The sequence below is a fragment of the Thalassobaculum sp. genome (genome assembly GCF_040219615.1).
In the GTDB taxonomy this organism is placed as follows: Bacteria; Pseudomonadota; Alphaproteobacteria; order Thalassobaculales; family Thalassobaculaceae; genus Thalassobaculum_A.
On sequence record NZ_JAVJSE010000003.1, the window covers coordinates 199340 to 214738 of the forward strand.

10 protein-coding genes are annotated in these 15399 nt (G+C 69.6%); 4 read left to right on the forward strand and 6 right to left on the reverse strand.

The features are described from left to right. The first annotated feature begins 66 nt into the window (after positions 1 to 66). Complete coding sequence (gene tcuA, locus RIC31_RS01620; protein ID WP_350100383.1) at positions 67 to 1545, forward strand: FAD-dependent tricarballylate dehydrogenase TcuA; 1479 nt, start codon at positions 67 to 69, stop codon at positions 1543 to 1545. 34 nt (positions 1546 to 1579) lie between these two features. Here tcuA and RIC31_RS01625 read toward each other — a convergent pair whose 3' ends face one another. Further along, positions 1580 to 2422, reverse strand: coding sequence for an amidohydrolase family protein (locus RIC31_RS01625; protein ID WP_350100385.1), 843 nt, complete (start codon positions 2420 to 2422; stop codon positions 1580 to 1582). A 93-nt stretch (positions 2423 to 2515) separates the two neighbouring features. Continuing rightward, complete coding sequence (locus RIC31_RS01630) at positions 2516 to 4027, reverse strand: DUF2779 domain-containing protein (RefSeq protein ID WP_350100388.1); 1512 nt, start codon at positions 4025 to 4027, stop codon at positions 2516 to 2518. Between the two features lie 147 nt (positions 4028 to 4174). Between RIC31_RS01630 and RIC31_RS01635 the strand changes: the two genes are divergently transcribed. Both RIC31_RS01635 and RIC31_RS01640 read left to right on the forward strand, forming a co-directional pair. Then, complete coding sequence (locus tag RIC31_RS01635; protein WP_350100390.1) at positions 4175 to 5014, forward strand: nitroreductase family protein; 840 nt, start codon at positions 4175 to 4177, stop codon at positions 5012 to 5014. Between the two features lie 34 nt (positions 5015 to 5048). After that, entirely contained in the window at positions 5049 to 5912 is an 864-nt protein-coding gene (locus RIC31_RS01640) for a TIGR01459 family HAD-type hydrolase (protein ID WP_350100392.1), read from the forward strand. Between the two features lie 47 nt (positions 5913 to 5959). Here the strand turns inward: RIC31_RS01640 and RIC31_RS01645 are convergent, their stop codons facing one another. Then, positions 5960 to 7627, reverse strand: a complete 1668-nt coding sequence (locus RIC31_RS01645) for an FkbM family methyltransferase (protein ID WP_350100394.1) — start codon at positions 7625 to 7627, stop codon at positions 5960 to 5962. Between the two features lie 594 nt (positions 7628 to 8221). Between RIC31_RS01645 and RIC31_RS01650 the strand changes: the two genes are divergently transcribed. Then, positions 8222 to 9001 (forward strand): class I SAM-dependent methyltransferase, encoded by a 780-nt coding sequence (locus RIC31_RS01650; RefSeq protein ID WP_350100396.1) that lies wholly within the window; start codon positions 8222 to 8224, stop codon positions 8999 to 9001. Positions 9002 to 9076: 75 nt separating this feature from the next. Here RIC31_RS01650 and RIC31_RS01655 read toward each other — a convergent pair whose 3' ends face one another. Genes RIC31_RS01655 through RIC31_RS01665 form a run of 3 tightly spaced genes read right to left on the reverse strand, consistent with a single transcriptional unit; the run spans position 9077 to position 15373 of the window. Next, complete coding sequence (locus RIC31_RS01655; protein ID WP_350100398.1) at positions 9077 to 10714, reverse strand: capsular polysaccharide export protein, LipB/KpsS family; 1638 nt, start codon at positions 10712 to 10714, stop codon at positions 9077 to 9079. A gap of 41 nt (positions 10715 to 10755) precedes the next feature. Next, positions 10756 to 14307, reverse strand: coding sequence for a glycosyltransferase (locus RIC31_RS01660; protein WP_350100400.1), 3552 nt, complete (start codon positions 14305 to 14307; stop codon positions 10756 to 10758). A 22-nt stretch (positions 14308 to 14329) separates the two neighbouring features. Further along, the gene (locus RIC31_RS01665) at positions 14330 to 15373 is read right to left on the reverse strand and encodes an NAD-dependent epimerase/dehydratase family protein (protein ID WP_350100402.1); all 1044 of its coding nucleotides are present in this window, start codon (positions 15371 to 15373) and stop codon (positions 14330 to 14332) included. Between the last annotated feature and the right edge of the window lie 26 nt (positions 15374 to 15399).

The window sequence follows — 15399 nt, forward strand, 5'->3', positions numbered from 1 at the left end:
TTTACTGTCAAATCACCAGGCGTCAACATGCCCGGAAATCGGCGTGGCGCAGGGAAGGAAACAGCGATGTCGGACTATGACGTGGTCGTGGTCGGCGCCGGCAACGCCGCATTGTCGGCGGCGATGGCGGCCCGCGAGAACGGTGCGCGCGTGCTGGTGCTCGAGAAGGCGGCCGAGGAGGAGAAAGGCGGAAACTCCTATTTCACCGCGGGCGGCTTCCGGTTCTGCCACACCGGCATCGACGACGCCGTCACCGACGTGCTGACCGACCTGTCGGACGCCGAGCGCGACCAGATCGTGCTGCCGCCGCACGACCGCCAGGCGTTCTACGACAACCTCATGAAGGTCACCCGCCACCAGTCCGACGAGGACATGGCCTGGATCCTGATCGACGGGTCCCGACCGGCGATGGCATGGCTGCGCGAGCACCGGATCCGCTTCATCCCGATGTTCGGGCGCCAGTCCTTCCTGGTCGACGGCAAGCATCACTTCTACGGCGGTGTGAACATCGAGGCGGTCGGCGGCGGCGCCGGGCTGATCGAGATGGAGCTGGCCGAGATCGCCCGGATGGGCTGCGATATCCGCTACGGCACCGGCGCCACCCGCCTGCTCCACGACAACAACCGCCGGATCACCGGGATCGAGGTGTTCGGCCCGAACGGCTACGAGGAGATCGCGACCGGGGCGGTCGTGCTGGCCTGCGGCGGGTTCGAGTCTAACCCGGAGATGCGCGTGCGCTACCTCGGCCCGGGTTGGGACCTGTGCCGGGTCCGCGGCACCCGGCACAACATGGGCGAAGGCATCCGCATGGCGCTCGACATCGGCGCCAGGCCGTACGGCAACTGGTCGGGCTGCCACTCGGTCGGCTGGGACATCTCCGCCCCGCCCTACGGCGACCGCCGGATCCTCGACAACTTCCAGAAGCACTCCTACCCCTGGGGGATCATGGTCAACATGAACGGCGAGCGCTTCGTCGACGAGGGCGAGGACGTGCGCAACCACACCTACGTCAAGTTCGGCCGCATCATCATGAGCCAGCCCTACCGCACGGCGGTCCAGATCTTCGACCAGAAGACCATCCCGCTGCTGCGCGACGAGTACCGGATCCGCGAGGTCACGAAGGTCACCGCCGACAGCATCGAGGACCTGGCGCGCCAGCTCGAGATCGCGCCCGAGGCGCTGACGGCGACCGTCGAGGCATTCAACGCGGCCTGCCGGCCGGGCAAGTTCAACCCGGCGGTGCTCGACGGCGTCACCACCCGGGGCCTGGCGATCGACAAGACCAACTGGGCGCTGCCGATCGACGAGCCGCCGTTCGAGGCCTACGTGACCACGACCGGGATCACCTTCACCTTCGGCGGCCTCAAGATCAACGACCGGGGCGAGGTGCAGGACCTGTCGGACCGCTCGATACCCGGCCTGTACGCCGCCGGCGAACTGGTCGGCGGGCTGTTCGTCGAGAACTATCCGGGCGGCAGCGGCCTGATGGCCGGTACCGTCTTCGGGCGCCTGGCCGGCAACAGCGCCGCCGTCTACACGACCTGACAATACCCGGGGCGGACGGGACGGCGACCGGGCCCTACGCCCGACCGTCCCCCGGGCGCGGCCATCCCCACCAGTCCCGGACCGCGCCGCCCATGACCCGCGCCAGGTCGGCGCCGGCGAGCCAGGGCAGTTCCTCGGTGAACAGGGTCACGCACTGCCGCCAGGAGCACGGCATCTTGGAGATGTCGGTGCCCCAGAACATGCGGTCGGGGCCGAAGGCGTCGAAGATCTGCCGCAGAGGGGCGTGCATCGCCGGGAACGGATAGGCCTCGCTGGAGTAGCCCGGCGCGCCGGTCGCCTTGACCGCGACGTTGGGCAGCCGGGCGAGCTTCAGGAGATCCGGCATGTGCTCCATGGCGGCGGCGTCCTTCAGGGTGGTGTTGCCGCCCCGGCCGCCGAGATGGTCGATGGTCAGCCGCAGGCCCGGATGGCGGACGGCGGCGTCCGCCAGCTCCCCGAACGAGCCGGTCGCCAGGGTGGTCACCGGGATGCCCAAGCGCTCGGCGGCGGCCCAGAACCACCCCAGCTCGCCGTCGTGCAGGCGCCGGCGGTCCTCGCCGGCCAGGAACATGCAGCGCAGCCCCAGCATGCCGGGCCGGTCGCGCCAGCCCTCCATGGCGGCCCGGCTGGCCTCCGGCCGGCCGAGGTCGACGGCGCCGATGATCGCGAAGCGGCCGGGATAGGTGGCGACGGCCTCGGTCGCCAGCTCGGTCGAGTCCGGGTCCCAGGACGGCGGGTGGATCACCGCGGCGTCGACCCCGGCCTCGTCCATCATCGCGACCGCCTCGGCCGCGGTGAACGACGTGATCTGCCAGTGCGCCGCGTTGCTCGGCAGCCCGGTTCCCCAGACGTGAATCTGCGCGTCGACGATCTCCACGGTCGCTCCCTCTCGGCAATCGGTCTTCCCTGTATCTCGCCGGCCGGCGGACCGCTACCCCGTCAGACGACCTTCCGGTCGACGCCGTGCCTGTCAGTCCTCTTGCGTCCCGCCGTCGTTGAAGAACCGCCAGATCTCGACCATCGCCAGGGTGTCCAGCTCGCAGTACCGCACCAACGCATGCTCGATCTCGGCTTTCCGGGCCGCCGGCGTCGACCGGTCGACCGCCTCGAGATAGGCCTCCATCGCCTGGGTGCCGTCATGCACCCCGGGCAGCGCGCCGTAGTCCAGGTGCGGCGCGACCACCGGCAGCAGGTACTTGATGCTCCAGCTGCCGCGCTGCTGTGGGTGGTAGAAGCGCCGCAGGGCGATCGGATAGAGGTCGACCAGCCGCCTCTTCAGGTCCAGCAGCGGTCCCTGCAGGCCGGTGAAGCGCTGCGCCAGCTCGGCCAGCCGCGCACCCTCGAAGGCGGCGTTGTAGACGAACACCGGCAGCGGTTCGCCGCACAGCTCGACCAGGCGCCGGGCGAAGCGCTCCGAGGGATCGTCGCCGCTCAGGTCCAGGAAGCCGGCATGGGCGAGCGTCCCGTCCCCGTCCAGGCGATGCAGGCTGAACTGGAAGGGCAGCATCTGGAACGGGCGGGTCCCGGCCCAGCGCGGCACCCCGAACTGGATGGTCTCGAAATCCAGGAACCAGGCCGGCAGCGGATACGGCGCCAGGTCGCGGGCCGCGCCCTCTGCGTCGAAATACGGCACGCCCGAGGCCGACACGTCGCGCACCCGCCGTTGCCGGTCGTTGAGCAGGCGGTCGGGCAGATCCCGCAGGTCGTCGACCGCGTGCTCGACGACGAAAGCCTCGAGGGCGGGCGACCGCCGTCCCGGCAGCCATTCCAACGGGAATTCGGCGACCGGCCGACCGGCGGAGCAATGCTCGAGGAAGCCGCACCGGAAGGGGTTCTCGCATTGCGGGCCGACGGCGATCGCCGGCGCCTCGGGCGCGGCCGCCACCGCCTGCGCCTCGTCGATCCAGAGCCCGACCTCGGCCGCCCGCGCAGACGCCGTGTCGGTGAGGTCCCGCTCGACCAGCAGACCGCGGCAGTCGCCGTCGCCCGGATAGGTCCAGGAACTGTCGATATGGGCGATCGCGACGCCACGCAGGTCCACGCCGGCCGCCCGCGCCACATGGCTCTGGATCGCGACGTCGTCCTCCTGGTAGCGCTTGACGGCGGTCGAGGCCTTGACCTCGACCATGCGCCAGCCGGGCCGGTCGGGGCCGCCGGCCCGCAGCATGACGTCGGCGAACGCCAGTGCCCCGGCCGCGGCGAACCCGGCCTCGAACACCGGCCCGTCGCCCTGCAGCAGCTCCCGGCTGCGGTCGAGGGCGGCGGCGAGACCGTCGGCCTTGAAGTCCACGACCTCACCGGTGCCGCCCGGGTCGTAGAGCCGCTGCGCGACCTCGCCGACCTCGTGCCCGGTCCGGAAGACCGCCTGGGTGGCCGGGGACTCGACCCGCAGCTCGGGCCGGTGCAGCTCCAGCCAGAGCCGCTTCGGGCACTGCCGGTACGCGACCAGCTTCGACTTCGAGAGGTTCCCCGGTCCGGCCATGACTCGACGCTAGCCAAGCTGCCCGCCCCTGTCCAACGGCGGCGACTTCCCGTCTTTCGGGAACAGGACCCGTGCCGGTCGCCGGCGATCATTCCGGCGCGGACCTTGGCATCATGGGCGCAGAACCCTAGTCATCCGGATGACCCGATGAACGAATCCACACCGATCACGACGTCCAAGGCGGAGGCGCTGACCCGGCGCTATGGCGTCGACAGCCGGCCAGCAGCCGGACCCTGGAACGACCATATCGAGCTGCTGCTGTCGCACCGCTCCGTCCGCGGCTACCGCCCCGACGCCCTGCCCGAGGGAACGCTCGAGACCCTGGTCGCGGCCGCCCAGTCCGCCGCCACCAGTTCCAACATGCAGACCTGGTCGGTGGTCGCGGTGACCGATCCGGCGGCGAAGGCGGCGCTGGCCAAGGTCGCCAGCAACCAGAAGCACATCGAGCAGTGCCCGCTGTTCCTGGTCTGGCTGGCCGACGTCTCGCGCAACCAGCGTCTGGCCGCCGAGGAACGGGTCGAGCTGGTCGCGCCGGCCTATCTGGAGGCCTTCCTCGTCGCCGCGATCGACGCCGCGCTCGCGGCCCAGAACGCGACGGTGGCGGCGGAGTCGCTCGGCCTGTCGACCGTCTATATCGGCGCGCTGCGCAACGACCCGCTCGAGGTCAGGGAGGTGCTGGGCCTGCCGGACGGCACCATGGGGGTGTTCGGCCTATGCGTCGGCTACGCCGCGCCGGAGGCCGCGAACGAGGTCAAGCCGCGGCTGCCGCAGCCGGCGGTGCTGTTCCGCGAGAGATACGGCAACCCGGACGAGCCGGCGTTACGCGCCGGCTATGACGCCAAGCTGGCCGCCTTCTCGCGCCGCAACGAGATGGTGCAGGACAACTGGACCAGGCGCGTGATCAACCGTATGGGATCGCTCGCGGCCATGGGCGGCCGCGACAGGCTGGCCGATATCGTCAGGGCGATGGGATTTCCCCTGAAGTGACCCGGCCGGTCACCGATCCGCGGGAGCCGTCGGCATGCAGTCACTGACCGGGATCGGCGCCCTGGCCGACGCCTATGACGGCTTCGTCCTGGACGCCTGGGGTACCCTGCACGAGGGCGGAGACGTGCTGCCGGCGGCGCTGGACGCCGTGCGCCGGCTGCACGCCGCCGGCAAGCGGCTGGCCGTGGTTTCCAACACCCCGCAGCTCGGGCCCGTGCTGGCCCGCCGGCTGGCCGCGCAGGGCCTGCCGGTCGACTGCTACGACCTCACGTTCACCGCCGGCGACCTCGCGCACGAGGATCTCGCGACAGCGTCCGGACCGTGGTTCGAGGGCCTCGGCCGCCGCGCCTATCACCTGGCGCCGGACCGGTTCCCCGACCTGCTCCCCGGCACGCCGTTCACGCGCGTCGACCGGATCGAGGACGCCGACCTGCTGGTCAACGGCGGGCCGGACCGCGACGACCTCCCGGTCGCCGCCTTCGCGCCGCTGTTCCGGACCGCCGTCGCGCGCGGCATCCCGATGATCTGCGCCAACCCGGACCGCGCGATCGTCGATCGCGGGGTGCGCAAGATCTGCGCCGGCGAACTGGCCGCCGCCTACGAGGCGCTCGGCGGCCATGTCCGCTATCACGGCAAGCCATATCCCGCGTTGTTCCGGCGGGCGGTCGAAGAGCTGGGCAGCCCGGCCGAACGGACGCTGGTGGTCGGCGACGGCCTCGCGACCGACATAGCCGGTGCCGCCGCGGCCGGCCTGGACAGCCTGCTGATCGCCGGCGGGCTGCACGCCGAGGCGCTGCTGACCGACGGCGGTACCCTGGTCGAGCATCTCGGTGCCGCGATCCGCTCGCTCAGCCCTGGAGCGCGGCCGCGCTTCGCGATGCCCAAGCTCGAGTGGTGAGCCGGGAGTGCCGACCGACCGTCATCCCCGGGGACCGGACCGACCTGTCACCACCCGTCCTTGCTGATTTCCCGCCCCTGGGACCCTCCGACATCCGGCCACTGCCTGGCGAGCGCCCGGAGCCCCTCGGCGAAGCTGTGCGCCGCCGGATGCGCCGAGGCCACGGCAGGATGCCCGAGCAACAGGAGCGCCCGGTCGCTGAGGCGATAAGCCATTGCGACGGTGCAGTAGCGAACGATCGCCGGCCAGTCCGGCCGACGTGCCAGGAAGTCGCGCAGCGACCGCATGTACAGGGCGTGACACCAACAGAGCTCGAGCCGGCTCGGCACCTCCCGATCGCCCGTGCCCAGCCGCCGCAGGCTGCGCCGGAGCAGAACCGCCTCGAAGCCGCGGTCGACAAGGAACCGGTCGATGTCGCCGAACAGGGCCTGCCCACGATAGATCGGCCGGAACTCGGCTTCCACCTGCACCGACAGCAGCTGGTCGCGCACCAGCGGTTCCGCGCCCCGCAGGATCTCGAGCTCGGTGCCCTGGGTATCCAGCTTGACGTGCGACGGATGCGGCAGGCCGAGCGGTCGCAGGACCGCATCCAGCGGCACCGTTTCGACCGGCAGCGTACCGGTCACCGCGATCGCGTCGCCCAGGCCGAGCAGGTTCGCCGTCTCGGGATCCGGCGGCAGCAGCGAGGCCAGGCCGGGCTGACGCGTCAGGTAGAGCTGGCGACGCTCCGTCCGTTCGCCCACCGCAGCCGCCACCGGCCGCAGGTCATGCCAGCCGGCCACGGCGCGGTAGGCCGCATCCAGCCGCGCCGTGGCGGCCTCGTCGGCGTCGATGCCCACCACCGCTGCAACTGCCGGCAGAAGCGGGACATCGCCGAGCGGCAGTCCACGGGCCCCAATATCGACGGCCACCATCCCGGCGGAACGCATGCTGTCCAAGACGCTTCCATCCGGTCCGGCGACCGACCCCGCAAGCGCGGCTTCCGCCAGCGGCCTCAGCCCGGGGGCATGCCTGAGCGCCAGGATGCCCAATGCACGCCGATCGGATTCCGGCCGCGCGTTCCAGGCGGCAATCGCCGCGTCCGTCGGCAGTGCCCCCAGCCCGACGCATTCCGCCGCCAGGGCCAAGCCTCCGGCGCCGCCGGCACGCTCCGCCAACTGCCGCCAGGCGGCGGCCGCGGCGGCAGCCCCGGGCAACCGCTCGTATGCCGACCACAGCGCTTCCACCGTCACCGGTTCGGCCGCCGCCGATGGTGAGATCGCCTCGATCGCCCGGCCTATCGCGTCCCATCCGTCGGCCTTGGGCAGACGGAACGTCAGGATCCTCAGTTCCGCCGCCGGACCGGCATTGCCGAGCGGCTGCAGCCAACGGCTGACCCGGGCGGCGGCGCAACGCTGGCCGACGGCGTCGAGATCGTCGGCAAGCCGGGACAGACCCTTCACGGCCCGCGGGTCGAGAACGACCTCCGCCATGAAGAACCGCACCGCCCGGGCCTGGTCGCCGGACTGCCGCGCTGCCAAAGCGCATGAATGGTGGACGAGGCCCCACCCCGGCGCCAGCCGCCGGATCCGCCGCAGCCAGGGGCGAGCGGCCGCCGGCGAACCGCCCCCGTAGAGCAGTTCGGCGAATCTGACAGCCGCGGCCGTGTTGCCTGGATCCGCCAGAAGCGGCCGCCGCGGATCGTCGTTCGCCGATGGTCCGGACCGTTCTCCCATCGTGGCTCCGCCTCTCAGGCCGACCGCAGATGCAAAGGGGGGACCGGGTTCGCCGCCGCCTGCCGGATCATCCGAGCGGCCGGCAGGTCGGGCATACGCGCAGTCCCGCGGGCGCGGCCGGTCGCCGTCTCCAGGCGGCAACCGAGAGGGGGCCCGGCCCAGGCGTGGATCGCCTAAGCAGACGCCCGGAAGAAGGGCCGCTCCGTTCGGGACAAGTCCGGCGAGAAGGCATCCGACCGCTTCAACCGATGCTCTGCAAGCGTCCATACGAGCCCGCCGCTCCGATCCGAACGGTCGGGGTGCCCTGATCCTGGCGAAACTCTCGCCGATTGTCGATTGGATCGGGAACGGGTCGCCCGGCCCTCAGGTCGGGCAAGCAACGTGCCACATGATGCGGTCACGGCGTCGGGACACCGGTGAGCGATCAACCGCGCACCGATCGTGCGCCGATGCGGATGGCTGACCGCGCGGATCCGGTCCGCCCGGAATTGCCGAATACCGGTGGCAGGAGCGGTGAAATCGCTTTGCAATTCCTGCCCGGCAGCCGTACTTTTTCATTAGACTGGGGCACCGTTAGGTATCGGGGAAAGTTGGATGTTCATCATTGGATTCAATTTCGACGAAGTCATCAAATTCTTGCCCCGCGGAGGTGTCATTGCAGAACTCGGGGTTAAAAGAGGGCGCAACGCCCGAAAGCTGTTCCATGAACTGAGCCCGGAAAAATTGTACCTGGTCGATCCATGGGCAATGGACGAGGACGTCGGTTACGCCGGCCGACTCACCGAGTCTGATCGCAGTGCGCTGGTTGACTACCACCGCGAAGTTCTTGAATGGGGCAAATCCGGCGACAGAGACGGACGAGTTGAAGTAATCCGGGATTATGCTATTCCTGCCTCTCATCAGTTTCCCGATAAGTATTTTGATATTGTCTACGTTGATACGCTCGATTCCTATGACGGATTCTACAACGATCTGTGCACTTACGCTCCAAAGATGAAAGATGACGGCATAATCATCGGTGATGACTTCTACGATCTTAGATTTCGAGTCAACAAGGGATCCGTCCGCAAGGATGGCGTCGGCGACGAAGAGACCAGTCTCTGCATGATCAACGCCGCCAACGACTTCGCGCGCGATTGCGGCTGGGAGCTCCTGGTCATGACGGACGAGTACAAGTCCATCAGACGGCCGCCCCGGTTTCTGGCTGGAAAGAAGGATTTCAACGGGGTCGCGCACAAGGTGCGCGACAAGTTGTTGAGGAATGCGCCTTGGGCGATCGAGGTCGACGACCCGAGACGGGTGCGGCAGACGATGGTCGTTCCGAAAGGGGCGACTTCGCCGATGGACAACCTGTTCTTCACACGGATCGTCTGACGGTTGCCGGTCCCGGTCGGAACCGCCGGGCCCCTCCCTCGACTGTACGCAATCACCGGGACGGCGCGGCCGGCCTCAAACCGCCACGGCATCCAATCCGGCCGTCCGCTCGCTCATGCGATCGGGGCCGTTGTAGATGAAAGGCCGCCCGTCGAGGATGCCGCTGCAGATCACATCGAGACCCGGCGACGCTCCGGGGCGAAGCTGCTCGATGTCGTCGAAATCCAGCCTGAACTGTCCCTTCTCGCCGACGTCGAGCAACTCGACCGGAATCATCCGCCTGAAGAAGAAGTGATAGGCATAGCGACGGGCGCGCTGGAGTTCTGCACTGGTCAGCCGATCCCCGAACGGCAGCTGATCGAGCATCTGCCGGTAACCCGCCGGGGTGACCGCATCTTGCGAGAAGCCCTTGCCGCGGATCCAGGCCTCGCCCGCCACGATAGTCGGCAGACCGCGGGCCGACGACTCGATACCGGTCTTGGTGCTGTAGATCAGGGCCGCATTGCTGCGGTCCAGCAGAACATAGGTGCTCAGATCGCTCTCGGGCGGAACCACCAGCACGTTCTCCGGCAGCGTCGGAAAGTGCCGGGCGATCTCGTCGGCCATCATCTGCCGCGACGGATTGGAACCGGTGACCTCTGCCGGATGGACCCGGACGACCAGTTGGAGGTCGGGTCGGGTCGCGAAATACGCGATGGTGAAGCGGACCCAGTCGACCATCCCCGGGAAGGCGTTGGACTCGTAGTGCAACTGCGCATCCCAGACGACGCTGGTGAGCAGGGTCACGATCGGTCGCGATCCGTCGACGCCGGCCGCCGCCAGCTTCGCCGAGCTGTCGTCCGCGACCTCCTTGTTGAACCAGATCCAGTCGCGCGAGCCGAGCCGCCGGCTCTCCAGATAGGAGTCGAGTGCCCCGCTCCGGGAGTCGTCGAGCCGCAGGTCCTCCCACAGCCCGGGATCCTCGCTGATCATGGTGTGGTGGTAGGAATCGTCGTGGCTGAAGATCAGCGTGTGCTTCTTGTAGGCCGGGTTCCAGGTCACGATCCGCACGCCGCGCCGGGCCGCGGCCTCCCGGACCAGGCCCTGAGGGGTATAGATACCGTGGTTCACCACCACGATCTCGATGCCGCGGTCCGCGATCATGCGGTCCATCGCGAGCACGGTCAGCAAGGCGGCCTGAAAGTACCGACGAAGGATCGCGTCGCCCTCCGGCTCCGCCTCCAGGTCGCCCCGCGCCAGATAGCGCAGCGCACCGGCCAGCGCATGCTCGCCGACCTTCGCGCCGTCGAGTTCGAACAGCGGGATCTCGGAAGCCGGCACCTTGCCGGCCAACCCCTTGGCCGTGGCGATGTCGTCCTCGGTCAGTGCCGCCGACAGCCGATTCAGCGGCAGCCCGAGCTGCCCGACGACCCCCGCCCCCAGCGGGAAGCAGTTCGGGCAGCGCGGCGGCCTCTCCATGGCCAGCAGCGCCGGCGGCGGCACCCCGCCGTGCTTGATGGCGATGCAGGCGGGAAGCGCGCCGTCGCACAGGGCGAATTCCACGTGGGCGCCACGCAGCGTCAGGGCGATGGCGAGCATGCTGTCCACCGTCACCATGTTGTGGTGACTGCCGACCGAGGTCGCCATGAGCACCCGCGGCGCATCGCCGGCGACGGCTTCGCGGTCCGCAGCCCAGGCCGCCTCGTCCTCACCCTGCAGTATTGTCGTCCACACCTGAACCGCCCCCTCACCGGTCTCCCGGTATCAGTGCCCTTCTATCGCCGGCCGAGCACATGCTGACGCAGCGCCTCGAACTCCGCCGGTATGAACGCCTTGGTCCGCACCATGGCACGATATGCACTGCGGATTGCCAGTGGCAGCATGGCCAGTGACGCCCCGATCCGCCGGCCCGGCGGCGCCAACGCCACGTCCCAGATCAGCAGGACTGCGTTGGCCAGGGTCGCCATACGCATCAGGAACGGTGCACGCCCGTCCTCGAACGAGATGGCGAGCTGCCGGACGACCGTTTCCGTGGTCGTCAGCGGGGTCGGGATCAGACCGAACTTGCCGACCTCGGGCGGATCGATCGACGCCCGCTCGACGCCCTTGTAGCGCCGCCACCAGAGCACCTCGTTGACCTGCACGAACTCGCCGACGGCCGCCAGCTCGAGCAGGAACAGGCGGTCCCACCAGACGGTCGTGCGGATCCGCACCCGCTCCAGGGCGGCCCGGCGATACAACCCGTAGACCTTGGAGCCCGAACCCCGCATCCGATCGGTTACCAGCCGCATGCGCTGGGCGATGCCGCGACCGGAGGTATCGAAGCGCGTGAGATGGTCGCCGACCCGAACGCCACGGTCGTCGATCATGCCGAAATAGGGGTATGCCAGGGCAGCGTTCGGCCGGCTCTCGAGTGCTGCGACCATGCGTTCCAGCCAGACCCGGTCATACAGGTCGTGATCGCTCGCCCAGCAGAAGTACCGGCCCCGCGCGAGTGACAGCGCGAAACGGAAGTTGCCCACCGCTCCCACATTCTTCCGGCGCGGATAGATGGTGATGCGCGGATCCCGGGCGGCATGGCTGCGGGCGATCTCCAGGGTGGCGTCGGTCGAGCCGTTGTCGACGATGATCACCTCGAAGTCCCAGTAGGTCTGCGCCAGGATGCTCTCGAGGGCCGCCGACAGGGTCTCGGCGCCATTGTAGACGACCAGTCCCACGGTGACGCTCGGGCTGCCGAGCCCCTTGCAGGCAGCGCTCGCCCCGGTCCGGCCGGTCAGCGCCTGCGTCACGGCGGCGCGCGAGACCGCCACAGTCGTCAGGTAGCGCTCGGTCGCCGGATCGCCGAGGTCGGACAGCCGGAACGAACGTCGCAGCGCTGCCGACAGCTGGGCGTAGCGCGCCGCCCGCGGATGCCCGGCGTCGATCGACAGCACCAGGAACGGGACCGTCCAATCGGCCAGCCGGTTGGCCAGGACCAGGGCACGCTCTTCGGCCACCAGGCTGAGGGCCGACTGCGCGATCACCACCGACGGCACATAGGCCCTGGTCTCGGCGACCCGCTTGTCGAGCGTGTAGACGAAGTCCAGCGACCGGATGGCCTTTCCGGGGAGCGTCTCGACGGCGTCGCCGATGCGCGCGTCCGGGAACACGGCGGCGACCGCCCGCTCGGCCTCGGCAAACCGTCTCTCGACGTCGACCAGGTAGATCGTGAGCCCCGGGAAGACCGCCTTCAGCAGCAGCGCCGACTGCAGCTGTCCCTCGGGAAAATCGATGCCGCCCAGCAACTGCCCGAGCAGGCCGTTAGCGGCCTCCCCGGCCAGCTGCCCGATCAGGCCCGAGCGCTCGAGCCCGCGGACCAGGGCCGCAGCGGCGTCCAGGGCGGGCAGCATGCCCGGACGCGCCAGGGCCTCGCTGTCCCGGAACTCAGCCGCCACCTGCAGCGTACTGCCGGCGGCGGCGAGCGCCCGGTCCGCCGCCTCGACCCAGCGCGGCAGGTCGGCGCGGGCGTCGGGCGCCGCCTCGCCCTCCGGATCGGCGGCCCCCTTCGCATCGTCGAATTCCGACTGCAGCAGCTTCGACACCCGGTCGGCGGACTCGCCGCCGGCCAGCAGCTCGACGCCGTAGCCGAGGAGCTCGCCGAGATTGTGGAAGCGGCTTCGCCGACGCAGATCGGCCGCCTCCTGATACGCCATGCGGCGATCCCGGACCGGGTCGCAGCCGTCGGCGAGGTCGCCCAGACGATGCACCAGCTCGCCCAGCGTGTCGCAGCGATACACGCCGGCGCCGTAGGGATCGTCCGTCCGGGCCGGCAAGCCGTCGGTCCGCAGCACGATGGCCGGACGATCGGCCATGACTGCCGGCGCCAGCTCGCCGGCCGCCGGCGACACTACGGCGATCGCCCGGTGCAGGCCGACCCGGAGCATGGCCCCGGTATTGGAATCCTGGCTGGAGTCGGGGCGCGGCCAGATCACCAGGTTGTCCGGCAACGGGTACTGGACCGGAAACCGGGCCGGCATCGCGGACCGATACACGACGCTCAGCCGGCGGACCGCCATCCGGTTGGACTGCCACAGGCGCGCGGCCAGCGTGCCGGCCCTCGCCAGCTCGAGCTGCGGCGCAACCTCGGGATCGGCCATGTACAGCACGAACCCGGCCCCGACGAGGGTCGGGAAGTCCCGGTCGAAAAGCACAAGATCCCGCTTGTCCGGGGCCGGCCGGTACGCTGCCTCGAGCCCGATGTCGCCGCGCACGACAATCGCATTGCCGGGCGTCGCCAGCACCCGTTCGAGCTCCGTTGCAGCGCCGGCGACGCAACGGATCTTCGGGATCGACCGGTCGATCCGCCGTTCGAGGGGCGTCGGGTTCTCGTCGGTTCCAAGGCCGCAGACCAGGTATCCGGCATCCATGGCCGCTTCCACATAGGGCCCGGCGAACAGTGGATCGGTGTGGTCGAGGCAAACCAGCAGCAGATCGGCCGCCATCTTCCCGGTCCAGGCGCGCAGCTCGCGCCCGACCGGGGCGATCCGGGGCCAACGATCGCAGACCGCATAGGCGCGCCCGACCATCCGGGACAAGGCCGCCAGGCGCCGGTGGTGGATCAGAGCGTGGTCGCTGATCTCGACCCCGGGGTGCCGCCTCAGCCAGGCCTTCAGGTCTAACCGGCCGTCGCCCCGCGGGTTGATCCGCTTGTCCGTGTCATCGGAATCCACGACCAGGACCAGCTTGTGATGGCGCCGGTACAGACTCTCGAGGAGCGTCTGAAAGCTGCTGAAATTCGACCGGTCGCCGAGCACCACGACGATGCAATAGGTCGACCGCCTGGCCTTCTCGTCCAGTTCGTCCGGCCGCAGCCGGGCCCGGACGGAGGCCAGCCGCGTGCGGATGTGCGGGTCGTTCGGTGCCGCCTCCTGCGCCGTCTTCAGCACTGCCAGCGCCTCGGCGTCGCGGCCCAGGAGGCAGAGCAGCCGGCCGAGATGCCCGAGATGAAAGGCGTTGTCCGGGACCTTCTCGATCGCCCGCCGGTGCGCGTCGATCGCCCGCTTGTAGCGATGCAGCCGCTCATAGGACACCGCCAGGTAGCGGTAGCCGGTGACCTTCCCGTGATTGGCGGCGAGCTCCTCCAGGATCTCGATCGCCTTCTCGTCCTCGCCCCGGAAATGATAGGCGGTGCCGAGGTCGAGCAGCGCCGTCAGGGCCTCGTTCCGGATCGGCTCGACATAGTCCGGCCGGGCGCCGCGCATCTTGCGGTAGATGTCGACCTGGATCTCCAGCAGGGCCAGGGAGGCCGGATCCGGAAGATCCTTCGGACGGGCGAGCTTGTATCGCATCGACGGTCGCCTCCCTAGCCGCTCACGCCGGAGCCCTGACCCGGATCCGGTCGTCGACGTATCGCTCCGACATCAGGTGCTGCAGCTGCTTGAGGCGAACGAAGAACCTGGACTGGAAATCGCGCTCCCTGAGATGGCCGGACCGGAGCCAGGCGACGATCTCCTCGCTGCCCCGCTCCAGAGTCCACTCGGCCCGGAAGCCCGGCAGCCGGTCCGCCGCCTTGGCGAACGACACGCGATAGGAGCGCGGGTCGGGCCCGGCCTCGCCGGTGATCTCCAGCCGGACCGAGGGCAGGATCCCGACGATCGTCTCGGCGATCTCCCGGATCCGGAAATTGTTGTCGTCCCGTCCGATGTTGAACGCCTCGCCGGCGACCGCCGCGGCCGGCGCGGTCGCCGCCGCGACGCAGGCCCGGCTCATGTCCGCGATATGCACGATCGGACGCCACGGCGTGCCGTCCGACAACACCCGGATTGCGCCGGTGGTGACGCCCCAGCCGATCAGGTTCTGCACCACGAGGTCGAAGCGCATCCGCGGACTGACGCCGAAGGCGGTGGCATTGCGCATGAACACCGGCTCGAAGCCGGCATCCGCCAGCGCCGCCAGCCCGGCTTCGGTGTCCACCTTCGAGTGCGCGTAGGCCGAGAGCGGATCCATCGTCGCGCCTTCGTCGGCCGGCGCACCGCGCTCGCCGACGCCGCCGTAGATCGAGCAAGACGAGGCGAACACGAAGCGCCGGATCCCGGACTGCTTCGCCAGCGTCGCCAGCCGCAGCGAGGCCTCGGTGTTGATGGCGTGGGTCAACGCCGGGTCGAGATGGCCGAGCGGATCGTTGGACAGAGCCGCGAGATGCACGATCGCATCCACGCCGTCGAGGTCCGCCGCCGACACGTCTCGGATGTCGCGCACGCACTCCCGGTCGGGCGGTGGAAAGCCCTCGAGCGGGTCGACGCATTCGCGGAAGTATCCGACGTCCAGGCCGGCAACCTGATGCCCGGCCTCCTTGAACGCCCGGATCATCCAGGGGCCGACATAGCCGAGGTGACCGGTAATCAGAACCTGCACGGCGGGTGCCTCTCTGCGGTTGCGGG